The following is a 25,286-nucleotide window of genomic DNA, read 5'->3' as shown; positions in this document are numbered from 1 at the left end:
ACGGCTACTACATCCCGCATTCGCGACCAGCCGCCCGGCGGCGGAAATATCTTCGCCTTCCGGCTTTCCGACCGCGCGTGTCTGTGCGATTGGGAATCCATGGAAACATTCAGCGGTGATTTTCATGAATGAGAATAATGGGGACGAGAACGCAATGCGCGACCGGCTCATCGTCGGCCTCGATGTCCCGACGGTAGGAGAAGCCAAAGCGGTCGTTGCGGCTCTTGGCGAGACGGTGTCCTTCTACAAGATCGGCTATCAGCTTGTCTTCGCCGGCGGCCTCGATTTTGCCGGCGAGCTTATCCGCTCGGGCAAAAAAGTCTTTCTCGATATGAAGCTGCTCGACATCGACAACACGGTCGCCAAGGGCGTCGAGAACATCGCGAAGATGGGCGTCACCATGCTGACGCTGCATGCCTATCCCAAGGCGATGCGCGCCGGTGTCGAAGCGGCAAAGGGCTCCGGTCTATGCCTCCTCGGCGTCACGGTGCTCACCTCCATGGACGGCGCGGACCTCATCGAGGCCGGCTATACCGATGATCCGCAGGCGCTGGTTCTCAGGCGTGCCGAACAGGCCCGCGAGGCAGGCATGGGCGGTATCGTCTGCGCTGCGTCCGAAGCACGCGCCGTACGCCGCATCATCGGTCCCGGCATGGCGCTGGTGACCCCGGGCATACGCCCCGCCGGTGCGGAGAAGGGCGACCAGAAACGGGTCATGACCCCGGCCGAAGCCTTGAAGGCCGGTTCGAGCCACCTTGTGGTCGGACGTCCCATCGTCGTCGCCGCCGACAGGCAGGCAGCCGCCCGCGCCATTCTCGCCGAGATGGCGGCATCAACGGTTTGAAGGAGAAAGAGCATGAAAGGCTATTGGATCGCCCGCGTCGATGTCAGGGATGCCGAGCACTATAAGGATTATGTCTCGACCGCCAAGCCCGCCTTTGAGCGCTACGGCGCCAGGTTTCTGGCACGCGGCGGCACGGCCCATGCCGTCGAAGGCCCCGGCCGCGCCCGCAACGTCATCATCGAATTCCCGTCCGTCCAGCATGCGCTCGACTGCTATAACTCGCCCGAATATCAGGCCGCGAAGGCGATCCGCCAGACTGTCGCCGATGGCGAGATCGTCATCATGGAAGGCTATGACGCTTAAAGCCCCTGCGATGCAGCTGGCTTCCGGCCAGTTAACGATTGCGGCTCGCCGGACACTGCTTTCACCGCGCGTTGCGAAGACGGTTTCGGGGATTGCTCGCTGCGGGTGATCAACTGGCAATTGCTGCCCAGCATCTTCCATGAGCTATTGTTGAGCACTTTTTCGCAGCGCGCGAGCTGCGGTCCCGTGGGCAGCTTGAGGCAGACCTGGTCACCCTCGTTGTAACGCGCGCCATTGCCAAGGCATTGGCAGTCCGCGAGAGCGGGCTGCGCAAGCAAAGCACCGGCAACAGCCAATCGCGCGCGCATCCTCATGATTGACGATATCACGCAGCGCCGGACTGCGCCATGCGGATCGTGCGATCAAAGCCTGACAGGCGCGTCCAAAATTCCCTGCACGGCGATATCGAGAAGCAAGGCCCGTCCGGCGTTAGGATCGGCATCGCGGTCGCTCTGGCTCATGCCTTGCCAGGCCGTCGTGACGAGGAGCCGGTCGGCGTCGGGTCCGACGAAGGCCGGGCAGGATGGCTGGCGGGCCGGCACGGGCACGGAGCGGATCAGCCTGCCATCGGGCGAATAGGCGTTGACGCTCTTGCCGCCCCAGCAGGCATTCCAGAGAATACCGTTCGCATCGACGACGGAGCCGTCCATCCCGCCGTCTTCTACGCGGTGGTGGAAGACGCTTCTCTCGCCGGTGGGCAGGCCGGTTTCCGGATCGGTGTCGACGCGCCACAAGATGTTCTGGTCGGTGTCCGAGAAATAGGCCACGCGCCCGTCAGGCGAAAAGCAGATCGAATTGGTGATGGTGATGCCGGAGAATATCTGGCGGACCTGCCCTTCGCGATACCACCAGATCGAACCGGCGCCTTCCTCGGCCCGTCGGCCCATCGTTCCCAGCCAGAATGCGCCGGAGGGATGGACGCGTGCATCGTTCGAACGGGTGGCCGGATTGTCGGCTTCAATCGCTTTGTGAAGCGTCAGTCTGCCGCTTGCGCGATCCCGGATGAATAGCCCGTTCTCGGTCCACAAGAGTTGGCTCTGTGCATCAATGACGGCCAGCGCGCTCGCCATCATCCCAAGCTCCTGGACCCGCGTCTCGCCATCCGGCCAGTTCTTCTCGATCAACTTGCCTGCCATGATATCGAACCACCAGACTGTATTGGTCAGCGGATCATAGCCCGGCCCTTCGCCGAGTTCGCAGACGATATCGGAAAAGACGGTGGCATTGGTCGCAGTCATCATGCCTCTCCTGCATAAACCACATCATAGGCGCTGATCGTCCGCCATGCACGTTCCGCCACATCGGCCGCGTTCATACCGGGCTTGTAGATGCTGGAACCCAAACCGAAGGTGCGGATACCAACCTCGGCAAAGGCAGCGAACTCGCCCTCGGCAACGCCGCCCACCGCACCGATCACCGTACCCTTCGGCAGGATGGCGCTGATCGCCTTGATGCCCTCGGGCCCGAGCACATTGGCGGGAAAGAATTTCAGCCCGGAGGCCCCCGCCTTCAGCGCGGCAAGGGCTTCCGTCGGGGTGAAAACGCCGGGTAGCGTCACCATGCCGGCAGCCGAGGCTGCGGCGATGACCTCCGGATCGACATTGGGGCTTACCATCAGCCGGCCGCCTGCGGCGTGCAACCGCGCCACATCGGCAGGGTTAAGCACTGTGCCCGCGCCAACCAGCACATGGGCGGGCATTGCCTTTGCCACCATCTCGATGGAGCGGAACGGCTCCGGCGAGTTGAGCGGTATCTCTATCGCCTCGAAGCCCGCCCCGGCGAGGGCATGGCTGATATCGACCGCCTCTTCCGGCTTGACGCCACGCAGGATGGCGATCAAATCGCGCTTCAGCTTTGGCCAGGCGATCGAGGGAGCATGCGTCATGCCGTTTCCTTTCTAGAGCAAGTCCAGGCAAAGTTCGAAGCGGTTTTCCCGGGAATAGCAGGAACTGCTTTTCCCGTCGGACTCGCGTTAAAACAAAAAACCGGAGCAGTTTTCCGATTCCATCACAACAGGAACCGCTCCTAGAACCATAGTCCTGCAGCCGCCGCATGCAGGCCCTTCCTGACCGCATCGTCGGCATCGACCGTCTCGCAATCGAAACCTGCCGCGCTCAGCGCCTTGCGGTAGAGCCGCTCCATGCGTCCGGACGCCACTAGATGCACGGTCTTGATATCGGCACCTGCCTTGGCGCATGCGTCGGCCGCCTCCGTGCCGATTACCATCCCGGACAGTCGCGCGGCCGCTTCGTCTTCGGCCAGCCCGTTCAGGAGCATTCCCGCCCGGATCTCGAAAAGCGTGCCGAGCAGGCTGAAACCGGGGGCGAGCGCCAGCGCAAGCCCGGCGCCAAAGCCCGGATGATCCGCATCGACACCTTCCGCGGCATTGCCGATGGAGTGGCGCAGGATCGAGTGGCTGCACAGAAGTGCATAGAGTTCGCCGGTCAGATAGGTGGAGAAACCGGATACTTCACCATTTTCCAGATGCACCCATTTGGAATGGGTGCCGGGCATGGCGACGAGGCCGGAAAAGCCCGGCTTGCCGTGGACGAGGCCGAGAAGCTGGGTTTCCTCGCCGCGCATGACATTGGGATGTGCGCCCTGCTGTGCCAGGCCCGGCACGATGCGGATGTCGCGCTTGGTATCGATAATGCGCGCTGAAGCCGCGAGAATGGTTGCGGGATCGGCGGGAATATCCACATAGGCCGCCTCGACCCAGCCCTGCCGCGACCCGGCCATGCCACAGACGACCACCGGCAGGTCGGCTGGCGCGCCAACCGCCGCGAGATGACCTTCGAGAACCTGTGAGAATCCGGTGGCGCGGGAAGCGTCGAGCCCGTCGTCGCTGCGCCGTTCAGCCAGTACCTGGCCCGCCCTGTCCATGAGCCAGAGCCGGAAACGGCTGGTGCCCCAGTCGGCCCCGGCGAAGGCAGGTTCTCCGTTTTGGCTCACAAATAGCCTCCATCGACGATCATCGTTTGCGCGGTGAGCATGCGGGCGGCGTCGGAAGCAAGGAACAGGCAGGGCCCGACCATGTCGTCCGGCAGCACCGCTTCCTTGAGGCATTGCTTGCCGACATGGACCTTGAGGCTCTCCTCCGTCACCCAGAGTGCCTTCTGGCGCTCTGTCATCACCCAGCCGGGTGCAATCGCGTTGACACGGATTTTATCCGGTCCCAGCGTCCCGGCAAGACCCTTGGTGAGGCCGATGACACCGGCCTTGGCCGCCGTATAGGCGGGGAGGTCGCCCTGGTTGATCATGAAGGAAATCGAGGTGAAATTGATGATCGATCCGCCGCCGGCCTTTTTCATGCCTGGCAGCACCGCCTGTATCGCAAAGAACTGCGGGCGCAGATTGATTGAGTGGTTGAGGTTCCAATATTCCTCGGTCACGTCCTCGACCGTGTGGCGGTCGTCCCATGCCGCATTGTTGACGAGAACGGTGACCGCACCGTTTTCCGCCTCCGCCGTCGCCACGGCCTTGCGCAGCGCGTCGAGATCGCGCAGATCCGTTTCGAGATAAAGCGGGCGGTTGCCATATTTCTGTTCGAGCTGATCGGCCAGCGCCTTGGACGGCTCCGCGGCGATATCGATGAAGGCGACCCTGGCCCCTTGAGCGATGAAGCCTTCCGTCAGTGAGGCGCCGATGCCGGAACCGCCGCCGGTGATCAGGACGGAACGGTCCTTCAGGTCGGGAAATACGGTCGATGGCAGCATGAGGATTCCTCCCGGTTGGGCCAAGTTGGGCTTGCATAGATGGATGGCGGCCTGCGGCCAGCCCGAACCGATTAGCGGAATTCCGCGATATCGTATAGTATGATAAATAAAAATTCCTGTTATCAGGGCGCGGGCCGTGACAGTTTGGCGCCGTTTCGATCACTGCGAATCGCCCGAGGACATCATGGCAATGAAAATCGCGGTCCAGATGGACCATATCAATTCCATCCGGATCGCCGGCGACACCACATTCGCGCTTTGTCTGGAAGCGGCGCGGCGTGGCCACACGCTTTACCACTATACGCCGGACCGTCTTTCGATGCGCGACGGCATTGTCACGGCGGCTGTCGAACACCTCGAAGTGCGAGATGTCGAGGGTGACCATTTCACGCTGGGCAAGCCCGAACGCCGCGATCTCTCGGAGATGGACGTGGTCCTGCTTCGCCAGGACCCGCCCTTCGACATGAACTACATCACCACGACGCTTCTTCTGGAGCGCATCCATCCGAAGACGCTCGTGGTCAATGATCCCTCCTGGGTGCGCAACAGCCCGGAAAAGATTTTCGTGACCGAATTCCCGGATCTGATGCCTGAGACGCTGATCACCAAGGACCCGCAGGAGGTGGCGGATTTCCGCCGCGAGTTCGGCGATATCATCGTGAAGCCGCTTTACGGAAATGGCGGCGCCGGCGTATTCCACCTGGCCGATGGCGACCGCAATCTCGCTTCGCTCCTCGAAATGTTCGCCCAGATGCACCGCGAGCCCTTCATCGCCCAGCGTTACCTTAAGGACGTGCGCGCTGGCGACAAGCGTATCATCCTGATCGACGGCGAGCCGGTCGGCGCGATCAACCGCGTGCCCGCCGAGCATGACGCCCGCTCCAACATGCATGCCGGCGGCAAGGCCGAGGCATCGCAGTTGACGACACGCGAATATGAAATCTGCGCCCGTATCGGCCCGTCATTGCGCGAGCGCGGCTTCATCCTCGTCGGCATCGATGTCATCGGCGACTACATGACCGAGATCAACGTGACCTCACCGACCGGCATCCGCGAAATCAAGCGCTTCGGCGGCGCGGACGTGGCGGCCCTCTTCTGGGATTGCGTCGAGGCCAAGCGCCGGAAGACGGCATAGAAGCCGATTTCGGATTCACCCGACATGGCATTTCTGCCGGAGCGGCTTCCATTGTGATGGAGGCCGCTCATAACAGTTCTTGAGCATATACAAATATAAATCCCTATCTCCTGACGATACAACTCCGAGCCGTTATAAGCATCCTGGAGTTGTTTTTGTTCTGCAAATGTTCTTGATGATCCAATCAATCTATGCTTAGCTCACGCGGTGAAGGCGTGAGACTTCCGCAGGGGTGGCGGAAGGTCTGTTTGGGGGCAGCGGCAAAATGGTATCGCGGGTCAATACCGTAGCGTTTCAAGGGGTCGAGGCCGTCATTATCGATGTGCAGGTGATGATCGCGCCTGGCAAGATGGGGATGTCTATCGTCGGCCTGCCCGACAAGGCGGTGGCCGAAAGTCGCGAGAGGGTGCAGGCTGCGCTCCATGCCTCCGGCCTTTCGATGCCGCCGAAGAAGGTGACGGTCAATCTCGCTCCAGCCGATCTGCCCAAGGAAGGCTCTCATTACGATCTGCCGATCGCGGTCTGCCTGATGGCGGCGCTGGGCGCGCTTCCCGGGGATGCGCTGCAATCCTATGTGGTTCTGGGTGAGCTCTCACTGGACGGCACGATCAGTGCCGTCGCCGGCGTACTGCCTGCCGCCATCGGCGCCAATCGGCAGGACAAAGGTCTGATCTGTCCCCATGCCTGCGGGCCGGAAGCCGCATGGGCAGGCGCGGAGATCGATATTCTGGCGCCCCGCAGCCTGATCGCGCTCGCCAATCATTTTCGCGGCACGCAAGTTTTGTCGCGTCCCGAGCCGGTGATGCGCCAGAGAGCGGACGATCTGCCCGATCTTGCCGATATCAAGGGCCAGGAGACGGCGAAGCGCGCGCTCGAAGTGGCGGCGGCAGGCAATCACAATCTGCTTCTGATCGGCCCGCCGGGATCGGGTAAGTCCATGTTGGCGCAGCGCCTGCCCTCGATCCTGCCGCCACTTTCGCCACGCGAATTGCTGGATGTGTCGATGATCGCGTCGATTGCCGGCGAACTGGCCGGCGGCAAGCTCTCGGATCGCAGGCCGTTTCGCGCCCCGCATCATTCCGCCTCCATGGCGGCGATGGTCGGCGGCGGCTTCAGGGCCAGGCCGGGCGAAGTGTCGCTAGCCCATAATGGCGTCCTTTTCCTCGATGAATTCCCGGAATTCACGCCGCAGGTCCTTGATTCGCTGCGCCAGCCGCTGGAAACCGGTGACTGCATGATTGCCCGCGCCAATCACCGCGTCAGCTACCCCGCGCAGATCCAGCTCGTCGCGGCCATGAACCCGTGCCGCTGCGGCATGGCGGGTGAACCGGGGCATCGCTGCGCGCGCGGGCCGCGCTGCCAGTCGGACTATCAGGCGCGGATTTCAGGTCCGCTCCTTGACCGTATCGACCTGCGCATCGACGTGCCGGCGGTTTCGGCATCCGATCTCATCCGTCCGTCGCAGGCCGAGCGTAGCCATGTCGTGGCGGAGAGAGTGGCACGGGCGCGCGCAATCCAGAAGCGCCGCTACGAAACACTGGGCCTTCCGAATGTTTCGACCAATGCGCATTGTTCCGCCGCGCTGATCGAGCAGATCGCCGCGCCTGATGCCGGCGGCGCCGCCCTTCTGAAGGATGCCAGCGAGCAGATGAAGTTCTCCGCCCGCGCCTATCATCGTATCCTGAAAGTGGCGCGCACCCTTGCCGATCTCGACGGGGCCGAGAAAGTCGGACGGCTACATCTCGCCGAGGCAATTTCCTACCGAATGAGCGGTGAAAGGACCATGTCTACGGCGTAATCCGCTGCAGTTTCGCACGTAAGAGCGTGAAATGGGAAAGCCCGCTGTCTTGCTTGCCCGCGCTGTCTTGAATGACAAGCGCGGGGGATATGCGACGGGAATTACTTGACCGAGCCGACCAGCAGATTGCTCGGCGCTTCGATGCTGACCCAGCGGCCGCTGTAGTTTGCCGCCTGGCGCTTCAGATAGGTGTAGTTCGTTTCCTGCCAGTTCTTGACCTCGTCGGTAAGATTGTCGAGGACGAAATCGCCGCGATCAGTGCGCACTGTCAGGACGGCATGGCCTTCACCGTCGCGCTTGCGAACCACCGTAATCAGGAGATCGGAAATCCGAATCCCGGTCTGGGCAAGCTCGCGGCGCTTCTCGAGGACGTAATCCTCGCAATCGCCGAAAAGCACCGGATAGGCCCAATATTCTTCCTTGCCGTAGATTTCCTTGTCCGTCAGCGGCTTGATGCGTTCGTTGACCGAGGCGTTGACGGCGACAATGCGCTGCCAGATCTCCTGGGTCAGGCTGAGCGGCGAGGTATCCTTCGAGCGGACGGAGCATTCCTGCGGCAAGCGCTTGCAGAATTCATAATGGCCGATCGGCTGCGAGCTCAACCCGCCGATGCGCATGAAATCGTCTGATGCCGCGAAGGCCCCGGAAGAGGCGGAAAGGAGCGCGCCAAAAATGATCGCAGCCCCAAACGCCCCACAAGACCATATGCCCCTGAACATACACAATACTCCGCCGCACGCTTAATCGTTAACAAAACGTTAAAGGCTGACACGGAGGAGAGTCAATTCATAAAGCTGTCACTCAACTACCAATTCGGCGTATGGTTACCGCGCGAAATGGTGGCGTTGGATGCAACCTGAGGGAATACCGCAAAGCTGCCGAGACATATTTTGGGGAGGGGGCACCGGTTGTTGTTAGACTCATCACGGAGACCGCTACCGCTATAGCGCACTGATATTCTATCCGGAGACGGGCCGATTCAGCGCTCTCGCTGCCGTTTCGGTGCGGATTTGTCGCTCTCGCGAATGAAATTGACGATACGGGGCGCAATCTCGTTGCGGAAGCGCGAACCGTTGAAGACGCCGTAATGGCCCACCTTGGGCTGCAGATAATGCATCCGGCGCCCCGCCGGAATATTGACGCACAGCGTCTGCGCCGCTTCGGTCTGGCCGACGCCGGAAATATCGTCGTTCTCGCCTTCGACCGTCAGCAGCGCCACGTTCCTGATGGCGGAAAGGTCGACGCTGTCGCCGCGATGCTTCATCTTGCCCCTGGGCAGATCGTGGCGGATGAAAACCGTCTCGACCGTCTGCAGGTAGAATTCAGCCGACATATCCATGACCGCCAGATATTCATCGTAGAACTCACGATGCTTTTCGGCGGGTTCGCCATCCTCTTTCACAAGATGAAAGAAGAATTCCTTGTGTGCTGTGATGTGCCGGTCGAGATTCATGCTCATGAATCCGGACAATTGCAGGAAGCCGGGATAGACCGGTCGCATGACGCCTGGATGCGGCCACGGAACGGTCATGACCGCATTGTCGCGAAACCAGCCGATATCCTTTTCCGCCGCCATTTTGTTGACGGCGGTCGGGTTGATGCGGGTATCGATGGGCCCGCCCATCAGCGTCATCGAGGAGGGCGCGAAGCGGTCGCCGGCCTTCTCCATCATCGCCACTGCAGCCAGCACCGGCACCGACGGCTGGCAGACGGCGATGACATGGGTGTTCTCGCCGATGGCATGGAACATCTCGATGAGATAATCGATATAGTCGTCGAGATCAAACTTGCCGTCGCTGAGCGGCACCATGCGCGCGTCGATCCAGTCGGTGATGTAGATCTCCGCGTGCGGCAAAAGGGCTTCCACCGTCCCCCGTAGAAGCGTTGCGTAGTGGCCGGATAAAGGTGCGACCAGCAGGATTTTCGGGTCCCCCGCGCGGCTCTTCGGTACGTCGCGCTGGAAATGCAGAAGATTGCAGAAAGGTTTCTGCCAGATGATTTCTTCCGTCACGGCCACGTTCTTCCCATCCACGGAGGTTTCGGGAAGATTAAAGGCCGGCTTGTCATAGCGTCGCGTCGTCCGCTCGAAGAGTTCCATAAGCGCCGCCATCGAACGGCCATAGGAGCTCTGCGAAATCGGGTTGAATGGACTTTCGAAGAACAGCTTTGTTGCATCCGCCAGAGCCCGGTAAGGCTGGAGCGCGGCATGATTTAGTTCATAAAGCTGATAATACATTTTCCAAGCCCCTGCGAAGCGCGTAAAAGAGATACCGGAAAACCTTATACTGAAACAGCATTTCTCTTTCCTGAACATAGTGCAATCCGAGGATATTGCAATGCACACATTCTTAAGCCGATTTGCTGCTATGCACCAATGGCTACCGATTGCACCGCCACAATCCCGCCCCACAGTCGCACCAATGTCGTGATGCCTGCCTGCGCCGGTCACGGACAAAACGTCCAGTGGTTCGCTCGCCAGACCCGATCTTAGTCAGAGCCGTATTGCGGCCCCCCGTTTCGAAGGCCAAGACATGACAGGCGCTGCGACGCGCAAGGCCACGCCCGACGACATCGAAGCGCTTTTGCGCATAGAGGAGCGTTGCTTCGACACCGACCGCATCTCGCGGCGCTCCTTTCGTGTGCTGATCCCGCGTCCGACGGCGGAAACCATCGTCGCGGAAGAGGGCGGCGTCATTGTCGGCTACGCGATGATCCTGTTCCGCAAGGGAACAGCCCTTGCCCGCCTCTATTCGCTGGCGGTTAATCCGGAAGCGAAGTCGCGCGGCGTTGGCGGCCTTTTGCTCGCGGCGGCCGAGCAGGCGGCTTTCGATCATGACAGGCTGTGGCTTCGTCTCGAGGTGCGAGAGGACAATGAGCGGGCCATCGCGCTCTACAAGCGCCATGGCTATCGCCCCCTTGGCCGCTGCCTCGATTATTATTCCGATCATTCCGATGCGCTACGCTTCGAGAAGACGCTGCGCGGCGACGCCCCGATTTCGGCTCCGGTTCCCTATTATGAGCAGACGACCGATTTCACCTGTGGCGCGGCTTGCCTGATGATGTCGCTGGTCGCCAATCTGCCTTCGGTCAAGCTCGACCCGGTGCTGGAAATTCGCCTGTGGCGCGAGGCGACGACGATCTTCATGCAGTCGGGGCCCGGCGGGTGCGAGCCCTTCGGGCTGGCTGTCGCGGCCCACGAGCATGGGCTGAAATCATCGGTCGCCGTCTCGACCGATGCCATCCTGTTCCTGGATTCGGTGCGCGATCCGGAAAAGCGCCTGGTGATGGAGCTTGCCCAGACGGATTTTCGCCGCCGCGCCAAGGCCTATGGCATCAGCGTGCGCCAGCGCGGCTTTACCATGCAGGACCTGCGTTCGGCCTTGCGGCGGGGGGCGTCGGCCATCATCCTTGTCAGCGGCTATCACATGTTCGGCAAGAAGGTGCCGCATTGGGTACTCGCCCATGGCGATGACGGGCGCCATATCATGATCCACGACCCATGGGTGGAAGACGAGGTCGGCGAGACGGTCGCCGACGCCGCCAATGTTCCCATCTCGTATGAGATTTTCGATCGCATGGCGCGGTTCGGCAAAAGCGGCCTCAGGGCGGCGGTTTTCCTGGAGAAGAGAGAGGATTGATGTCGATATGTGTCATTCTGGTCGGACGGCAGTCCGACATCGACAATGGCGCGACCCCTCACAAGGTCATGACCAACCGGGATTACCTGGCCCATCCGGCGCTGTTCAACGGCCAGCGCCCGAGGATCATCAATCTGTCGCGCACCTACACCTATCAAAGCCGCGGCTATTATGCCTCCCTCCTGGCGGAAGCCCGTGGCCACCGCATCATCCCCTCGGTCGAAACGATGATCGATCTTTCGGAACGGCGACTTTATGAAAACGCCATCCCCGAACTCGAAGATGCGTTGAACAAGGCGCTCGGCCACCACCCGGAACATGCGCCGACGACCATCCGCATCTATTTCGGTTATGCGCCCACTCATCAGTTGGAGCGTTTCGCCAGGCTTCTGTTCGACTGGTTCCGTGCGCCTGCCCTCGAAGTCACGGTCAAACCGGGCGAATGGGCGAAAATACAAAAGATCGCCTTCGCCAATCTCGGAAAGCTGGACGAAGAGGAAAAGGCGCATTTCAACCATGCGCTCGACCGCTATACGCAGCGCGAATGGCGCGCCGCCAAGCAGAAGACACCGGCGCGCTACTCCTTCGCCACCCTGTGCGATCCGCATGAGGCGATGCCGCCTTCCACGGTCTCGACGCTCAAGCACTGGGCCCGCATCGCCGGCCGTCTTGGCGTCGATGTCGCGCCCATCGGCAAGAAGGATCTGTCGCGCCTGGCCAATTACGATGCTCTGTTCATCCGCGAGACAACGTCGATCTCCAACCATACCTACCGCTTTGCGCGCCGGGCACAGCAGGAGGGAATGCCTGTCATCGACGATCCGGTCTCGATGATCCGCTGCACCAACAAGGTCTATCTGAACGAGCTGATGCAGGCCAACGGGGTTCCCGTGCCGCCGACGGTGATGATAGCCGGCGACGAGGATCTGACGCGCGCCGCCGACCTGCTCGGTTTTCCCATGGTCATCAAGATACCGGATTCCTCCTTTTCGCGTGGCGTCAAGAAAGTCTCCTCATATGACGAGCTCAAGGTGCTTGCGACGGCATGGCTGGAGGACAGCGATCTCCTGATTGCGCAGAAATACATGCCAACCCGATATGACTGGCGGGTCGGTGTGCTCGACGGAAAGCCGCTTTTCGCCTGCCATTATCTGATGGCCAAGCACCATTGGCAGATCGTCAATCATGATACCGGCGGCAAGCCGCTGGAAGGCGGCTTCCGCTCCTTCGCGCTTGCCGACGCGCCGCCGCCGGTCATCGAGACCGGGCTGCGGGCAGCGCGCTGCATCGGCAAAGGCCTCTACGGCGTCGATCTGAAGGAAACCGAGGATGGTGTCGTCGTCATCGAGGTCAACGACAATCCCAATCTTGAGCACGGCGTTGAAGACGCGGCCGAGAAGGACGAGGTCTGGCTGAACCTGACGCGATGGTTCATTGAACGGCTGGAGCGTACGCGATAGCGCACAGCCGACGTTCGTGGAACTGTTTGTAGGCCGGCATTAGCCCATTTCAGCAGCCCTAAAGCCGGCTGAAGCAGACCTTCGCATGTCCCGCACTGATGAAGCCGAGGCGGCTTGCCGCGCCTTTCGAGAGATCGAGGATGCGTCCCTTGATGAAGGGGCCACGATCGTTGATGCGCACGACGAGCGATTTGCCGTTTCTCTGGTTTGTCACCTTCACCTTGCTGCCGAGCGGCAGCGTGCGGTGCGCCGCTGTCATCGCGGCGGGGTTCATCCGCTCGCCGGAGGCCGTACGCGAGGTGAGGGCATACCAGGAGGCGCGGCCGCATTGAGCGGAAGCCTCGATAGCGGTCATCGAGAGAACGCCGGCTGCGGCTGCAGCCAGAAGAGCCATACGCATTTTGAAGTTCATGCCGTCTTCTTTTTGTTATTTCCGGGGGCTTCCGGAAGATCGTTCCCCTTGGAAGCAAAGATTTGCTGCAGTCGAAATGTGGCGAGAAATGGTTTCACGCAGAATTACAGAATGATTCTGAGTTGTGATTACGAAGGAAAATTATCCTATACTATGCAAAATTCGAAATAATTGAGAGGTATATTTTCGATATACTACTTGCTGGTTACATGAAGTTTTTTGTGATGTTTTTAGATCAGTGATATTCATTCGCTGAATGAAAGGGTCGGGTCCGGCTGAATACATGGATTTCGAGTAGATTCAGCCTTTGCGGGGTGCCCCGCCCTTTTCAATCGCGGAACTTTATTTGCAGGCGAAGTTTTTCTCCGGAATCCTTCAAGGACCAGAAGCCGGTATTTTTTTGCGCGCTTTTGCCAGATTCCCTTCTATAGAGCCCCTCCGGAGAGCATATGCTTGGGGAAAAGCGGCAGAGGAACACGCATCGAGATGAAGCCGGATGTCGGAAAAAGCGGTATGCAGCAGGAGAAAGCGGGGCACCGGCAAGTGTCGGGCACGCTGCGCTGGGCCTATCTCGCGCTTGGCTTCCTCATGCTCGTGCTCGGTTTCATCGGGGTCTTCCTGCCCGTCTTGCCGACGACGATCTTCATCATTCTCGCGGCGTGGTTTTTCGGCAGGTCGTCGCCCCGGCTCGAAGCATGGCTGCTCGGCCATCCCGGTTTCGGCCCGACCTTGCGCAACTGGCGAGACAAGGGCGCCATTTCCCCCAGGGCCAAGATGGCCGCCTCGGCGGGTATGATGGCGGGTTACGCGCTGTTCTGGTGGAGCGCTCGACCGGGATGGCCGCTTGCAACAGGGGTGGCGGTACTCATGCTGGGCTGCGCCGCCTTTGTCCTGTCGCGGCCGGATTGAATGAGCCCAAATCGCCGAGATAGCTGTATTCCCTCATCACCGCCGCACGGGCGGCTGGGTCGATATCGGCAAAGCGGAGCGCTTCTTCCGCATCATCGATTTCCACGAGCAGGCCGCCATCCGGCGCGGCGAGCCGTGACATGCCTGCAAAGGTGAAGGTCTCGTCCGCGCCGGCATGGTTCACATAGGCCAGGAATATCTGGTTTTCGAAAGCCCGCACCTGGATCATCTTCTGCGCGATGAATGTCCCGGACGGTCCCGCAGGCAGGGCCGTTGGCACGACCACCATGTCAGCGCCGGCAAGCGCCAGTCGCCGGACATTTTCAGGGAATTCCACGTCGTAGCAGATCAGAATGCCGATCTTCAGCCCGCCATGCCGGAAAAGACACGTCGCCGGCGGCGCCGGTTGAAACAGCCCGCGCTCATAGTCGCCGAAGAGATGCGATTTGCGGTAGATCGCCCGCCCGCCCCTGCCGTCCACGTAAGCGGTGCTGTTATAGACGACCGCGCCATCCCGTTCGGCAAAGCCTGAGACGATGGCGACGCCATGCGCCGCCGCGATCGCTTCGAGTTTTGCGATCTGCGCGCCATCGGCCGGTTCGGCAAGCGAGCGGATCGCATCGCCTGCGCCATAGCCGGTGAGAGCCAGTTCCGGCGCGACGAGCAGGCTTGCGCCATTGTCGGCGGCTTTTTGCGCCGCCTCGGCGATGCTCCCCAGATTGGCCGCCACATTGCCGCTTGCTACTTGCATCTGGAAGAGCGCGATGCGCATCATTTGCCCTCGGCTGAAAGTGCGCCCAGCAGCTTCGGCAGGTCGCCGAACCAGGCGACGAGGCCGAAAATCGCGGCGGAAACGGCAACGAACAGAACCGACACCGACGCCATGGTTGGGGTATAGCCGTAGCGCAGCGCGTTGAAGATCTTGATCGGCAGGGTTTCGAACGTGAAGCCGACGGTCATATAGGCAACGATATACTCGTTGAGCGACAAGACGAAGGCAAAGGCGTAGCCCGAAACGATATAGGGCAGGATCAGGGGCACGATCACTGTCATGAACACCGTCCGGTCGTCTGCGCCCATGGTCGATGCCGCCTCGACCAGCGAGCGGTCGATTGAGGAGAAGCCGAGCGACAAGGTGACGAGCGGCAGCGTGACGAAGAAGATCGCGTGACTGATTACCGCGGTCCAGGGTTGGCCGTAAAAGCCTGTCGTCGCCCAGAAGGTGAGGAGCCCCAGAGCGGTGATGACCGGTGGCAGGGTGAAGGGTGCGATGCCGAGGACCTGGAAGACATTGGTCCATGGCGCGATGCGCCGCCAGGCAAACCATGCAAGCGGCAGGGCGATGGCGACGGCGAGTGCTGCGGAGAGCGCCGCAAGCGTTACGGATGCAAAAAGTGCGTTGCGCCATTCCGGATTGCTGAAGATCTCGCCGTACCAAGAGACCGAGAAGCCCTTGGGCGGAAAGGTCAGGCTCTGGCGTTCGTTCACCGAAACACCGGCAACGACCACGAGCGGCGCGGCGAGGAAAATGCCGATGAGCGTGAAATAGAGCCGCTGCAAGATCCGGTTCATGCGGCTTCTCCCTTGCGACCGAGGAAGAGCGTCAGCGCGACGAGCGCCAGCGTCACGAGGACGAGGAACACCGCCATGGCCGCGGCGAACGGCATGTTCGACTGGTAGATCGCCTGATCGGTGATCAGTACCGAGAGCGTCCAGTGCTGCGGCCGCCCGAGAATCTGCGGCAGGAGATAGGAGCCGAGCGCGAAGATGAACACCATGATCAGCGTTGCGACGATGGTGTTGCGCAGCGCCGGCACGACGACGTTGAAAAAAGCGCGTAGCGGCGAGGCGCCGAGCGTGCGCGCCGCCTCCGTCAGCGTCGGATCGAGCCGCACCAGCGCCGGGTAGAGCACCAGCACCGTATAGGGAAACGCCTGATAGACCATCCCGGTCAGAACCGCGCCGAGGCTTGGAGTGAGCGCCCTTGGGCTATCCATGATGCCGATGGCAACGAGCAGATTGGTGATGCCCGCCGTGCGAGAGAACAACGTCGACCATGCAAAGCCGGTGATGACTTCCGAAAGCGACAGGATCGAGAGCAGCCCCACCAGCCAGAGCACCTGCGCGCGCCGCGACATGCGGGTCAGGAGATAGGTGAAGGGCAGGGCCAGCACCAGGCAGCAAATGGCCACGGCAATGGAAAGCATCAACGAGAAGCCCAGCACATTGGCGAAGAAGGCGCTCAAAAATCGCTCGTAATTGCTCCAGACGAAAGCCGGCGTATAGAAGCCGCCCTGCTGGCGCTGGAAGAAGCTGACCGCGATCATCGTACCGAAGGGAACGACGAAGAAGATCGTCAGCATCGCCGCCGGGAAGAACAGCGGGCCGTAGTCGGTAAGTGTCCGGGGCGGCTCGCGTCTCATCGTTTGAGCACCACGCAGGCTTCATGGGGCAGAACAACGCCCACCTTTTGGCCGACACTGACCTCCGGCCGCGCCCGCGGTGTTGAAACCGCTACAATACTCTGGCCGGAGACATCGACGAACGTCTCGATCGTGCCGCCGAGATCGCGGATGAAGGTGATGGTGCCGTCGATCGCATCCCCGCCGGGCGCCGTCAGATGCACGTCCTCCGGGCGGATCGAGACGGATGCCTTGGCAAGGCCTGCGGGAAGCGCCAGCCCCGCCACCGGCTTGCCTAGAAACGTAGCGCGGCTGGCGCTGTCGGCGGATATCTCCAGGAGATTGGTCGAGCCGATGAAATCGGCAACGAACGTATCGGACGGGTTGCGGTAGATATCGACGGGCGAGGCCGCCTGGCGGATCTCGCCGCCATTCATCACCACCACGGTATCGGCCATGGTCATGGCCTCGCGCTGGTCGTGGGTGACGACGATGGTGGTGATCCCGAGCCGCTGCTGCAGCTGGCGCAGCTCCACCTGCATGGCTTCACGCAGCTTCGCATCGAGCGCCGACAGCGGCTCGTCGAGCAGGAACAGCTTTGGCGAAAGCGCCAGCGCACGGGCGATGGCGACACGCTGGCGCTGGCCGCCGGAGAGTTTCGACACCGGCCGTTCGCCATAGCCCTGCAGATGGATCATCTGCAGGAGCTCGTCGACGCGCTTCTTCTGGTCTTCCTTGGCGATGCCGCGAATGCGCAGAGGATAGGCTATGTTCTCCCCGACATTGAGATGCGGAAACAGCGCCAGCGACTGGAATACCATGCCCAGATTGCGCTTGTGCGTGGGAATAGGCGTGATATCCGCGCCATCGAGCAGGATGGCGCCTTCGCTCGGCTCATCGAGCCCGGCGATCATGCGCAAGAGCGTGGTCTTCCCACATCCAGACGGCCCGAGCATGCAGACGAACGTACCGTGAGGTACGCTGAGATCAACATGGCTGACGGCGGCGAAATTTCCGAACCGCTTGGATATGTCTTTCAGAACCAGTCCGGACATCCGCCCCTCATGTTCATTGTTTCGCAGCCCACTGTTTTAAGATCCCGGCTACCCCCCATTTCTACGGGACATCTCCCCCACAATACGGGAGAGTATACCCCCCTCAAGGAGGGATGTCCCCGGGGCCAGAAGGGGGGTATTCATCTAGCCGACGATCAGTTCAGTCCATTTCTGGTTCAGCCAATCCGACTTGCTCTGGTAGAGATCGTAGCGGGGGATGATCGGCTCGATATCGGAGGAGACGGCGGAAAATTCCTTGTCGGTCAGGTCGAGCAGTTCGCGTCTGACGGTGGGAGCGGTTCCGACCTTGCGCGACAGCGTCGCCTGGATCGTGGGCTGGCTCATATAGTTGATGAAGATATGCGCTTCCTCGCTCTTCTTTGAAGCGCGCGACAACGCCCAGCAGCCCGAATCTTGGATTCCTCCTTCCTTCGGGAAGGTCGAGCGCACCGGATTGCCATCGGCGGCGGCAAGACCGGTCACATCGTGATAATATTGCCCCATCGGGATTTCGCCCGACTTCAGCGCCTGCTCGAACTGCGCCTCGTCACGGTACCACAGCCGCACATTCGGCTTGACCTCGGCCAGCTTGTCGAAGGCCTTGAGCAGGCCCTCTTCAGTACTGAGCGCATCGGTGCCGCCGAAGAAAGTCTTGGCCGTCACTTCAAGGAGGAACGAGTTGGAAACGAGGGCGAGGAGGCCGAGCTTGTCCTCATTCGCCTTGTCCCAGAAGGCCGCCCATGAATCCGGCGCTTCCTTGTAGGTATCCGTGTTGGTGACGAGCGTGATGTACCACGCCACGGCGCCGATACCGGCCACGCGTCCATCCGGATATTTATTGACGAAACGGTCGATGAGATTTCCCGAATTGGGAATCTTCGCCATATCGAGCGGGGTCCACAAATCCGTTGCCTGACCCTTGAGCATGGCAACCTGCGACATCATCGATACGTCAGCCGGCGCCTGTCCGGCGCGTGCTGCCTGTTCGAGCTGCACCAGCCATGCCTCGCCCGTCGGCTCGGCAACCGATTCCACCGCTATGCCGGTCGCCTTGGTGAAGTCGGGGAAGATGTTCTTGTCGAAGGAATCCTTGAAATAGCCGCCATAGACGCCGATTTTCAGCGACTTGTCCTGCGCCCGCAGCACAGATGGCATGGCGAGCATCGCCGCGCCCGCAACGCCGGCGCCAAGAACGGCACGCCGGCTCACCCTGTTTTGAATTTCGTCCATGTTCTCTTCTCCTTTGTCGCCGGCCTGAGATGAACCGGTTTGTTCCCGTTTTTGTGTTTTTTGATTATATCAGTGAAAAATCAATCCCGCTTGCCTGTGATAAAGGGGCTGAAGACCATCAGGCTGAGGATCTCGAACAGTACCTGTGCGCCCGCATGGGCCGTGTTTGTCGTCGCATCATATTGTGGCGCCACCTCCACGACGTCGCCGCCTACCAGATTGATGCCCTTGAGGCCGCGGATCAGTTCCAGCACTTCACGTGTCGTCAGGCCGCCGACTTCGGGCGTGCCGGTGCCGGGCGCAAAGCTCGGATCGAGGCTGTCGACGTCGAAGGAGAGATAGGTCGGCCCGTCGCCGACGATCGTCCGCGCCTTGTCGATGATCGCCGGAATGCCGAGCCCCGTCACCTCTTCGGCATGGATGACGGTCATGCCGGATTCATAGGAAAACTCCCAGAGATATTCGGCCGAGCCGCGAATGCCGATCTGGATGGTGCGCGTCGGGTCGAGCACGCCGTCCAGCACGGCGTTGCGGAACGGTCCGCCATGGTGGAACTTGGTCTGGTCAAAGGCGCCGCCGGTGTCGCAATGCGCGTCGATATGGATCATGCCGACGGGGCGCTCCTTGCCGACAGCTCTCAGGATCGGATGGGTGATCGAATGATCGCCGCCGACCGAAAGCGGCACCACGCCGGCGGCCACGATCTGGCCGATCCGCTTTTCGATATCGGCATGGCTCTGCTCCAGCCGGTAGCGGCTGGCGAAGGGCACATCGCCTATGTCGGCAACGCGCAGGTCGAACACCGGCGCCGTGCCGAGGACGTGATTATAGGGGCCTATGCGTTCGATGGTGCGCATCGCGCGCGGGCCGAAACGCGAGCCGGGCCGATTGGTGACGCCCAGATCCATCGGCACGCCGGTGATCGCCACCTGCAGATTGCCGAAATCGGGTTCGTTCGCATCGACGGGCACATAGGGCGCGGAAAGGAAAGTCGGCACGCCCGCATAGGGCGCAAGCCGCGTTCCGCTCTTGGAGAAGATCTTGTCTGCGACCTTGCGGAATTCCGGATCGAAAAGTTCGCCGCCATGGCTCTCGCCATATTTGGCGCGTAAGGAATCGAGCTTCTTTGCGTCCCAGTTCATGATCGGCCGTCCTGTTTCATTGTTTGAACGCTGGCGGAAATCAGGAGAGGCGGAGCCACGGCGCATCATCGCCGCGATCAGAAATCATTTCATTCCCCTGGGCTTTCAGCCTCGTCTTTTGCCGGATTATCGGTGTAAAACGTTTTGAAATGCAATTGATATTGTTATAGCGTTTCATGTGAAATTTTCTCACATAAAAGTGTCATCAGGTCACACATGCCAAGCCGCCTTCCACCGCTCAATCCGCTCAGGGCCTTCGAGGCGGCGGCGCGTCATGGTTCGGTTTCGCTCGCCGCGCAGGAACTGAATGTCACCCACGGCGCGATCAGCCACCAGATCAAATCCCTCGAGGCGAGCCTCGACGTCAAGCTGTTCGATCGCGCGGCGCAGCGCCTGAAACTCACCGCGCAGGGCGCGCTGCTGCTGCCTTCCGTCTCGCATGCCTTCGCCGAGATCGCAGCGGCGACCGCGATGGTCAAGCGTCCCTCGACCAGCGGGGAACTGAGCGTCACCTGCGTACCGGCGCTGCTTTCCCTGTGGGTCATTCCCCGTCTCAATCAGTTTACCGAGCAATATCCTGACATTCGCTTGACGCTGACCGCATCGAACGATGCCGATCATCTGCGCTCGCCCGACATCGATATCTGCGTTCTTTACGGCGATGGAAACTGGGCCGATTGCTGGACCAGGCTGTGGAGCAATCTCAGGCTTTTCCCGGTCGTCAGCCCGACGCTGCTCAACAGCCGGCCGTTGCGCTCCGTGCGCGATCTGCGCGATCACGCGATGCTGCATGGCGATGACGGGCGCGAATGGAACACCTGGCTTGCCGCCGCCGATGCCTCGGGCGTCCCACGCGGGCCGGAGCATTTCATGAGCGATGCCCGGCTTTCGACCGAGGCAGCATTGCACGGCCAGGGCGTTGCGCTGGGCGACACGATCACCGCGAGCGACCTGATCGCCAGGGGCGATCTGATCGTGCCGTTCGATCTCACCGTCCCCGCGAACGATGCCTTTTACGTGGCCTGTCGCAACGAAGTTCGCGCCGCTCCCATCGTCAAGGTGTTCATCGACTGGCTTTTCGCTTCTCTCGGCGCGGACGCCATCGAACCCCAGACGGCGGCCCGCCGCATCATCCGCCGCCGCAACGGCAAGGCCGAGACCGCCATATCCTCCCCGAGCGGTCTCATCTCGAAGCAGACGCCCGCTGCCCGCAGCCGCAAGCGCCGTATCAAATCCTGATCTCTCCGATACCCGAACTATAAGGACTTTCGAAACATGCCGGCTCCGTTTTTCAATCCCTTGGTGGCCAATCTCTCCGCGCCGCCCATTCCGCTGGTGCAGGCCTGGGCGAGGGATTATTCCGGTACGCACGGACCGCTGATCGATCTGTCGCAGGCCGTTCCGGGCTATCCGCCGCATCGCGACATGTTGCAATGGCTGGGGGAGGCGGCGTCTTCAACGGCCTATGCGGGCTACGGATCGATCGAGGGTGAAACGGTGCTGCGGCAGGCCTATGCCGACCATGTCGCCGGCCTCTACGGCGCGCCGGTCGAGACTGCAAATGTGCACATCACAGCCGGCTGCAATCAGGCGTTCATCGCCGCCATCATGGCAGTGGCAGGTGCGGGCGACACGGTCCTGATGACTAATCCGTTTTATTTCAACCATGAATCGACGCTGGCGATGCTGGGCATCAGGGCGCGTACCGTCGATGCGAGCGCGGCGCGGGGTTTCGTTCCAGAGGTTCAGGCCATCGCCGGCGCGCTGACCCGCGATGTCAGGGCGCTGGCGCTCGTCACGCCGAACAATCCGACCGGCGCCATCTACTCGCCCGAGATGCTGCGGGCCGTCTACGACCTTTGCCGCGCCAACGGCACCTGGCTCATCCTCGATGAGACCTACCGCGATTTCCTGCCCACCGGCAGCGAGGCGCCGCACGGGTTGCTGGCTCTCCCGGACTGGCAGGATACGCTGATCCAGCTCTACAGCTTCTCCAAATCCTTCTGCATCCCCGGCCATAGGCTGGGCGCCATCGTCGCCGGCCCGGATGTGGTGGAGAATGTAGCGAAAGTCATGGACAATCTGCAGATATGCGCACCGCGAGCGCCGCAGGCAGCCGTCGCCCGCGCTATTCTACCTCTCACGGATTGGCGCGAGGCCAACCGGGCGGAAATCGCCAGCCGCGCAGCCGCGCTTCATGAGGTGATGAGCCGTCTGCCGGACTGGAGAATCGAGGCCATCGGCGCTTATTTCGCCTTCATCCGCCATCCCTTTGACGGAATATCTTCCGTGGAGGTGGCGGAACGGCTTGCCAAAGTCGCCGGCGTGGTCGCTCTTCCCGGGGTTTTTTTCGGCGAGGGCCAGGAACAATTCCTGCGCTTTGCCTTCGCAAATGCCGATGTCGCCACGATCCGGCAACTCGATACCCGGCTGGTCCTCGTCCACTCCTGAGGACGAAAGGATATGGTCATCTCCGGGAATTCTCTTCTATAGTTTCCAGCCGATGGGAATCGCATCCCGCGCAATCATTAGGGGAACCGCATGTATGAATATGCCATCGCGTGGGATTGGCTGAGCTTCGCCGCCCGCTGGCTGCATGTCGTCACCGCCATCGCCTGGATCGGCTCGTCCTTCTATTTCGTGGCGCTCGATCTGGGGCTGACGAAGCGCCCCAATCTGCCGGAAGGCGTGCAGGGCGAGGAATGGCAGGTCCATGGCGGCGGCTTCTATCATATCCAGAAATATATGGTCGCGCCCGCTCACATGCCGGAGCATCTCACCTGGTTCAAATGGGAAGCCTACGCGACCTGGCTGTCCGGTTTCACGCTTCTCTGCATCGTCTATTATGCAGGCGCGGATCTCTATCTGGTTGACCCGCAGGTGCTCGACGTGTCGGCGCCGGTGGCGATTGCCATCTCGCTCGCCTCGATCGCTTTCGGCTGGGTGGCCTATGACCTGATCTGCAAATCGCCGCTCGGCCGCAACGACACGCAACTCATGGTGCTGCTCTATTTCGTGTTGGTCGCCATGGCCTGGGGCTATACCCATCTCTTCACCGGCCGCGCCGCCTTCCTGCATCTGGGCGCCTTCACCGCGACGATCATGTCGGCCAATGTCTTCATGATCATCATCCCCAACCAGAAGAAGGTTGTGGCCGACCTGATCGCCGGTCGCCAACCCGATCCCGCCCTCGGCAAGCAGGCAAAGCAGCGCTCGACCCACAACAATTACCTGACGCTACCCGTCGTCTTCCTGATGCTGTCCAACCATTATCCGCTGGCGTTTGCCACGCGCTACAACTGGATCATCGCTTCGCTCGTCTTTCTGATGGGCGTCACCATCCGCCACTGGTTCAACACCCACCATGCCCGCAAGGGCGACCCGACATGGACATGGCTCGTCACGGCAATCCTTTTCATCATCATCATGTGGCTTTCCACCGAGCCGAAGCTCATCCAGAATGGGGCGGGAGAGGCGAAAGCCTCCGCCCTGCAGCAGTCCTTCCTGGCTTCGGATCAATTTCCAAAAGTGCGTGACACCGTGCTTGGCCGCTGCTCCATGTGCCATGCGCGCGAGCCCTCATGGGAGGGGATCATCGCACCGCCGAAAGGCGTGATGCTGGAGACCGATGTGGAAATCGCATCCCATGCCCGCGAGATCTATTTGCAAGCCGGTCGTTCTCATGCCATGCCCCCCGCCAATGTGTCAGGCATCACCGCACAGGAGCGCAGCCTTCTTGCCGCCTGGTATGAGACGGCTGTGCAGCCAGGGAAGAAGAAATGACTGGATTGCTGATCCGCGGCCGCGTTCTGACTTTCGTCGATGAGCCTCGCGATATCGCCGATACAAGTTCCTACCGTTATTTCGAGGACGGCGCCCTGCTCGTCGTGGACGGACGGATTGCGGCGCTGGGCGATTATGCGGATGTGGCGCGGACCGCCGGCGTGGACACGCCCGTCGCCGATCACCGGCCGCACCTCGTTCTCGCCGGTCTCATAGACGCGCATATCCATTTCCCCCAGATGCAGGCGGTCGCGTCCTATGCCGCCCAGCTCCTGGAATGGCTCAACACCTACACTTTCGTCGAAGAACAGAAATTCGCCGACGAGCAGCACGCGCAATTCGTCGCGGAACGCTTTCTGGACGAACTGTTGCGCCATGGCACGACGACTGTCGCCGCCTACTGTTCGGTGCATCCGCAGAGCGTGGACGCCTTCTTCCGCGCGGCGCAGCATCGCAACATGTGCGTGATCGGCGGCAAGGTGATGATGGACCGCAACGCTCCGCCGGCACTCTGCGACACGCCGCAATTGAGCTATGACGATACCACGGCCCTGATCGCCCGCTGGCAGGGCACGGGCCGGCTGCATTATGCCATCACGCCGCGCTTCGCCATCACTTCGACGCCGGAGCAGATGGAGATGAGCGCCGCTCTGGTGCGCGAACATCCCGATTGCTACGTCCAGACCCATCTTTCCGAAAACCGCGAGGAAATCGCGCTTACCCGCTCGCTCTATCCCGATGCCCCGGACTATACCGGCATCTACGAGCATTATGGTCTGCTCGGGCGCAAGACCCTGCTCGGCCATTGCATCCATCTCTCCGAGCGCGAGATGCAAATCATGGCCGAAACCGGTTCGGTCGCGGTCTTCTGCCCGACATCGAACCTCTTCCTTGGAAGCGGCTTGTTCGACCGGGAAAAACTTCGCGATCATGGCGTGCGCATCGCCGTGGCCACCGATATCGGCGGCGGCACCAGCTTTTCCATGCTGAAGACGATGGACGAGGCCTACAAGATCCTGCAACTGCGTGGGCAGCGCCTCTCGCCGCTCCACTCCTTCTATATGATGACGCTGGGCAACGCGCGTGCGCTGTCACTCGAAGACAGGATCGGCACGCTGGAGCGGGGAACCGATGCCGATATCACCATCCTTGACAGCCGCGCGACGCCGGCCATGCGGATGCGCATGGATGCCGCCCGGACGCTCCAGGAGGAGCTGTTCGTGCTCCAGACGATGGGCGATGACCGCGCAGTGGCCGAGGTTTATGTCGCCGGCAGCCCCATGAAGACCGAACTTTAAAAAAGTTTCTCCCAAAACGCCGAGGTTCTAGAACTCGCAAATTATTGGGAAAACCGCAGGGAATCCAGCGAGTCTGGCCGGTTGCTACAGTTCTGTAACATTGCTGTCATATCTCTGTAATATAGATTGCGTAGAGGGCTAGCGACGTCGGAGGCGTCCAC

At 61.1% G+C, this 25,286-nt stretch carries 25 protein-coding genes and 1 pseudogene; 12 read left to right on the top strand and 14 right to left on the bottom strand.

From position 1 onward, the window contains the following. Positions 1 to 12: 12 nt before the first annotated feature. From DUT91_RS27265 to DUT91_RS06565, 3 genes and pseudogenes are all read left to right on the top strand, one after another. Positions 13 to 132 (top strand): annotated as a pseudogene (locus DUT91_RS27265) (histidine phosphatase family protein); the annotation flags it as partial. Beyond that, positions 125 to 844, top strand: a complete 720-nt coding sequence (gene pyrF / locus DUT91_RS06570; protein WP_114439691.1) for an orotidine-5'-phosphate decarboxylase — start codon at positions 125 to 127, stop codon at positions 842 to 844. The pseudogene DUT91_RS27265 and the gene pyrF, both read left to right, overlap by 8 nt. A 12-nt stretch (positions 845 to 856) precedes the next feature. Then, a complete protein-coding gene (locus DUT91_RS06565) occupies positions 857 to 1,147 on the top strand; it encodes a DUF1330 domain-containing protein (RefSeq protein ID WP_114439530.1) in 291 nt (96 codons plus the stop codon). Here DUT91_RS06565 and DUT91_RS06560 read toward each other — a convergent pair. The 5 genes from DUT91_RS06560 to DUT91_RS06540 form a co-directional block, all read right to left on the bottom strand. Next, entirely contained in the window at positions 1,144 to 1,443 is a 300-nt protein-coding gene (locus tag DUT91_RS06560; protein ID WP_147272161.1) for a hypothetical protein, read from the bottom strand. The two genes, DUT91_RS06565 and DUT91_RS06560, sit on opposite strands and share 4 nt — an antisense overlap. A gap of 66 nt (positions 1,444 to 1,509) precedes the next feature. Beyond that, positions 1,510 to 2,385 (bottom strand): SMP-30/gluconolactonase/LRE family protein, encoded by an 876-nt coding sequence (locus DUT91_RS06555; RefSeq protein ID WP_114439528.1) that lies wholly within the window; start codon positions 2,383 to 2,385, stop codon positions 1,510 to 1,512. Beyond that, complete coding sequence (locus DUT91_RS06550) at positions 2,385 to 3,032, bottom strand: 2-dehydro-3-deoxy-6-phosphogalactonate aldolase (protein ID WP_114439527.1); 648 nt, start codon at positions 3,030 to 3,032, stop codon at positions 2,385 to 2,387. Before DUT91_RS06550 ends, DUT91_RS06555 begins: the two co-directional genes overlap by 1 nt. Before the next feature lie 140 nt (positions 3,033 to 3,172). Continuing rightward, complete coding sequence (locus DUT91_RS06545) at positions 3,173 to 4,099, bottom strand: 2-dehydro-3-deoxygalactonokinase (protein WP_114439526.1); 927 nt, start codon at positions 4,097 to 4,099, stop codon at positions 3,173 to 3,175. Further along, positions 4,096 to 4,863, bottom strand: coding sequence for an SDR family NAD(P)-dependent oxidoreductase (locus DUT91_RS06540; protein ID WP_114439525.1), 768 nt, complete (start codon positions 4,861 to 4,863; stop codon positions 4,096 to 4,098). Before DUT91_RS06540 ends, DUT91_RS06545 begins: the two co-directional genes overlap by 4 nt. Positions 4,864 to 5,047: 184 nt before the next feature. Between DUT91_RS06540 and gshB the strand changes: the two genes are divergently transcribed. Continuing rightward, positions 5,048 to 5,998, top strand: a complete 951-nt coding sequence (gene gshB, locus DUT91_RS06535; protein ID WP_114439690.1) for a glutathione synthase — start codon at positions 5,048 to 5,050, stop codon at positions 5,996 to 5,998. A 265-nt stretch (positions 5,999 to 6,263) separates the two neighbouring features. Further along, entirely contained in the window at positions 6,264 to 7,796 is a 1,533-nt protein-coding gene (locus tag DUT91_RS06530) for a YifB family Mg chelatase-like AAA ATPase (RefSeq protein WP_114439524.1), read from the top strand. 101 nt (positions 7,797 to 7,897) lie between these two features. On the opposite strand, the gene DUT91_RS06525 is transcribed toward DUT91_RS06530, so the two are convergent. Together DUT91_RS06525 and DUT91_RS06520 are read right to left on the bottom strand one after the other, a co-directional pair. Further along, positions 7,898 to 8,515: a transglutaminase-like cysteine peptidase gene (locus DUT91_RS06525; RefSeq protein WP_114439523.1), complete on the bottom strand. Its 618-nt coding sequence runs from the start codon at positions 8,513 to 8,515 to the stop codon at positions 7,898 to 7,900. Positions 8,516 to 8,775: 260 nt separating this feature from the next. Continuing rightward, complete coding sequence (locus DUT91_RS06520; protein WP_114439522.1) at positions 8,776 to 10,032, bottom strand: polyhydroxyalkanoate depolymerase; 1,257 nt, start codon at positions 10,030 to 10,032, stop codon at positions 8,776 to 8,778. A gap of 295 nt (positions 10,033 to 10,327) precedes the next feature. Between DUT91_RS06520 and DUT91_RS06515 the strand changes: the two genes are divergently transcribed. Continuing rightward, entirely contained in the window at positions 10,328 to 11,434 is a 1,107-nt protein-coding gene (locus DUT91_RS06515) for a GNAT family N-acetyltransferase/peptidase C39 family protein (RefSeq protein ID WP_114439521.1), read from the top strand. After that, on the top strand, positions 11,434 to 12,894 hold the full coding sequence (locus DUT91_RS06510; RefSeq protein WP_114439520.1) for a RimK family protein: 1,461 nt from the start codon (positions 11,434 to 11,436) through the stop codon (positions 12,892 to 12,894). Before DUT91_RS06515 ends, DUT91_RS06510 begins: the two co-directional genes overlap by 1 nt. Before the next feature lie 58 nt (positions 12,895 to 12,952). Here DUT91_RS06510 and DUT91_RS06505 read toward each other — a convergent pair whose 3' ends face one another. Further along, positions 12,953 to 13,306 (bottom strand): septal ring lytic transglycosylase RlpA family protein, encoded by a 354-nt coding sequence (locus tag DUT91_RS06505; protein WP_114439519.1) that lies wholly within the window; start codon positions 13,304 to 13,306, stop codon positions 12,953 to 12,955. A 513-nt stretch (positions 13,307 to 13,819) separates the two neighbouring features. Between DUT91_RS06505 and DUT91_RS06500 the strand changes: the two genes are divergently transcribed. Next, on the top strand, positions 13,820 to 14,215 hold the full coding sequence (locus tag DUT91_RS06500) for a YbaN family protein (protein WP_114439689.1): 396 nt from the start codon (positions 13,820 to 13,822) through the stop codon (positions 14,213 to 14,215). Here DUT91_RS06500 and DUT91_RS06495 read toward each other — a convergent pair. The 6 genes from DUT91_RS06495 to speB form a co-directional block, all read right to left on the bottom strand. Next, complete coding sequence (locus DUT91_RS06495) at positions 14,172 to 14,990, bottom strand: carbon-nitrogen hydrolase family protein (protein WP_114439518.1); 819 nt, start codon at positions 14,988 to 14,990, stop codon at positions 14,172 to 14,174. The two genes, DUT91_RS06500 and DUT91_RS06495, sit on opposite strands and share 44 nt — an antisense overlap. Then, entirely contained in the window at positions 14,987 to 15,787 is an 801-nt protein-coding gene (locus DUT91_RS06490) for an ABC transporter permease (RefSeq protein WP_114439517.1), read from the bottom strand. The genes DUT91_RS06495 and DUT91_RS06490 overlap by 4 nt, the downstream gene beginning before the upstream one ends. Further along, complete coding sequence (locus tag DUT91_RS06485) at positions 15,784 to 16,638, bottom strand: ABC transporter permease (protein WP_114439516.1); 855 nt, start codon at positions 16,636 to 16,638, stop codon at positions 15,784 to 15,786. Before DUT91_RS06485 ends, DUT91_RS06490 begins: the two co-directional genes overlap by 4 nt. After that, entirely contained in the window at positions 16,635 to 17,672 is a 1,038-nt protein-coding gene (locus DUT91_RS06480; RefSeq protein WP_114439515.1) for an ABC transporter ATP-binding protein, read from the bottom strand. Before DUT91_RS06480 ends, DUT91_RS06485 begins: the two co-directional genes overlap by 4 nt. Before the next feature lie 144 nt (positions 17,673 to 17,816). Continuing rightward, positions 17,817 to 18,902 (bottom strand): ABC transporter substrate-binding protein, encoded by a 1,086-nt coding sequence (locus tag DUT91_RS06475; protein ID WP_114439514.1) that lies wholly within the window; start codon positions 18,900 to 18,902, stop codon positions 17,817 to 17,819. 80 nt (positions 18,903 to 18,982) lie between these two features. Next, positions 18,983 to 20,044 (bottom strand): agmatinase, encoded by a 1,062-nt coding sequence (gene speB, locus DUT91_RS06470; protein ID WP_114439688.1) that lies wholly within the window; start codon positions 20,042 to 20,044, stop codon positions 18,983 to 18,985. A 216-nt stretch (positions 20,045 to 20,260) separates the two neighbouring features. Between speB and gcvA the strand changes: the two genes are divergently transcribed. The 4 genes from gcvA (at position 20,261) to guaD (ending at position 25,125) form a co-directional block, all read left to right on the top strand. After that, positions 20,261 to 21,283 (top strand): transcriptional regulator GcvA, encoded by a 1,023-nt coding sequence (gene gcvA, locus DUT91_RS06465; RefSeq protein WP_114439513.1) that lies wholly within the window; start codon positions 20,261 to 20,263, stop codon positions 21,281 to 21,283. A 36-nt stretch (positions 21,284 to 21,319) separates the two neighbouring features. Continuing rightward, positions 21,320 to 22,495, top strand: a complete 1,176-nt coding sequence (locus tag DUT91_RS06460; protein ID WP_114439512.1) for an aminotransferase — start codon at positions 21,320 to 21,322, stop codon at positions 22,493 to 22,495. A 90-nt stretch (positions 22,496 to 22,585) separates the two neighbouring features. Further along, positions 22,586 to 23,827 (top strand): urate hydroxylase PuuD, encoded by a 1,242-nt coding sequence (locus DUT91_RS06455; RefSeq protein ID WP_114439511.1) that lies wholly within the window; start codon positions 22,586 to 22,588, stop codon positions 23,825 to 23,827. Continuing rightward, a complete protein-coding gene (gene guaD, locus DUT91_RS06450) occupies positions 23,824 to 25,125 on the top strand; it encodes a guanine deaminase (RefSeq protein WP_114439510.1) in 1,302 nt (433 codons plus the stop codon). The genes DUT91_RS06455 and guaD overlap by 4 nt, the downstream gene beginning before the upstream one ends. The last annotated feature ends 161 nt before the right edge of the window (positions 25,126 to 25,286 follow it).

Origin of the sequence: Paramesorhizobium salinisoli, assembly GCF_003335045.1 — a bacterium.
Lineage (GTDB): Bacteria > Pseudomonadota > Alphaproteobacteria > Rhizobiales > Rhizobiaceae > Paramesorhizobium > Paramesorhizobium salinisoli.
The sequence above is the reverse complement of the archived record's forward strand: the minus strand, read 5'-3'. Positions and strand labels throughout refer to the sequence as shown.

Excerpts from the sequence above, each read along its gene's own strand:
- pyrF (WP_114439691.1), top strand. The coding sequence starts at position 125 with ATGAATGAGAATAATGGGGACGAGAACGCAATGCGCGACCGGCTCATC.
- DUT91_RS06565 (WP_114439530.1), top strand. The coding sequence starts at position 857 with ATGAAAGGCTATTGGATCGCCCGCGTCGATGTCAGGGATGCCGAGCAC.
- DUT91_RS06555 (WP_114439528.1), bottom strand. The coding sequence starts at position 2,385 with ATGACTGCGACCAATGCCACCGTCTTTTCCGATATCGTCTGCGAACTC.
- DUT91_RS06550 (WP_114439527.1), bottom strand. The coding sequence starts at position 3,032 with ATGACGCATGCTCCCTCGATCGCCTGGCCAAAGCTGAAGCGCGATTTG.
- DUT91_RS06540 (WP_114439525.1), bottom strand. The coding sequence starts at position 4,863 with ATGCTGCCATCGACCGTATTTCCCGACCTGAAGGACCGTTCCGTCCTG.
- gshB (WP_114439690.1), top strand. The coding sequence starts at position 5,048 with ATGGCAATGAAAATCGCGGTCCAGATGGACCATATCAATTCCATCCGG.
- DUT91_RS06530 (WP_114439524.1), top strand. The coding sequence starts at position 6,264 with ATGGTATCGCGGGTCAATACCGTAGCGTTTCAAGGGGTCGAGGCCGTC.
- DUT91_RS06525 (WP_114439523.1), bottom strand. The coding sequence starts at position 8,515 with ATGTTCAGGGGCATATGGTCTTGTGGGGCGTTTGGGGCTGCGATCATT.
- DUT91_RS06520 (WP_114439522.1), bottom strand. The coding sequence starts at position 10,032 with ATGTATTATCAGCTTTATGAACTAAATCATGCCGCGCTCCAGCCTTAC.
- DUT91_RS06515 (WP_114439521.1), top strand. The coding sequence starts at position 10,328 with ATGACAGGCGCTGCGACGCGCAAGGCCACGCCCGACGACATCGAAGCG.
- DUT91_RS06510 (WP_114439520.1), top strand. The coding sequence starts at position 11,434 with ATGTCGATATGTGTCATTCTGGTCGGACGGCAGTCCGACATCGACAAT.
- DUT91_RS06505 (WP_114439519.1), bottom strand. The coding sequence starts at position 13,306 with ATGAACTTCAAAATGCGTATGGCTCTTCTGGCTGCAGCCGCAGCCGGC.
- DUT91_RS06500 (WP_114439689.1), top strand. The coding sequence starts at position 13,820 with ATGCAGCAGGAGAAAGCGGGGCACCGGCAAGTGTCGGGCACGCTGCGC.
- DUT91_RS06495 (WP_114439518.1), bottom strand. The coding sequence starts at position 14,990 with ATGATGCGCATCGCGCTCTTCCAGATGCAAGTAGCAAGCGGCAATGTG.
- DUT91_RS06490 (WP_114439517.1), bottom strand. The coding sequence starts at position 15,787 with ATGAACCGGATCTTGCAGCGGCTCTATTTCACGCTCATCGGCATTTTC.
- DUT91_RS06485 (WP_114439516.1), bottom strand. The coding sequence starts at position 16,638 with ATGAGACGCGAGCCGCCCCGGACACTTACCGACTACGGCCCGCTGTTC.
- DUT91_RS06480 (WP_114439515.1), bottom strand. The coding sequence starts at position 17,672 with ATGTCCGGACTGGTTCTGAAAGACATATCCAAGCGGTTCGGAAATTTC.
- DUT91_RS06475 (WP_114439514.1), bottom strand. The coding sequence starts at position 18,902 with ATGGACGAAATTCAAAACAGGGTGAGCCGGCGTGCCGTTCTTGGCGCC.
- speB (WP_114439688.1), bottom strand. The coding sequence starts at position 20,044 with ATGAACTGGGACGCAAAGAAGCTCGATTCCTTACGCGCCAAATATGGC.
- gcvA (WP_114439513.1), top strand. The coding sequence starts at position 20,261 with ATGCCAAGCCGCCTTCCACCGCTCAATCCGCTCAGGGCCTTCGAGGCG.
- DUT91_RS06460 (WP_114439512.1), top strand. The coding sequence starts at position 21,320 with ATGCCGGCTCCGTTTTTCAATCCCTTGGTGGCCAATCTCTCCGCGCCG.
- DUT91_RS06455 (WP_114439511.1), top strand. The coding sequence starts at position 22,586 with ATGTATGAATATGCCATCGCGTGGGATTGGCTGAGCTTCGCCGCCCGC.
- guaD (WP_114439510.1), top strand. The coding sequence starts at position 23,824 with ATGACTGGATTGCTGATCCGCGGCCGCGTTCTGACTTTCGTCGATGAG.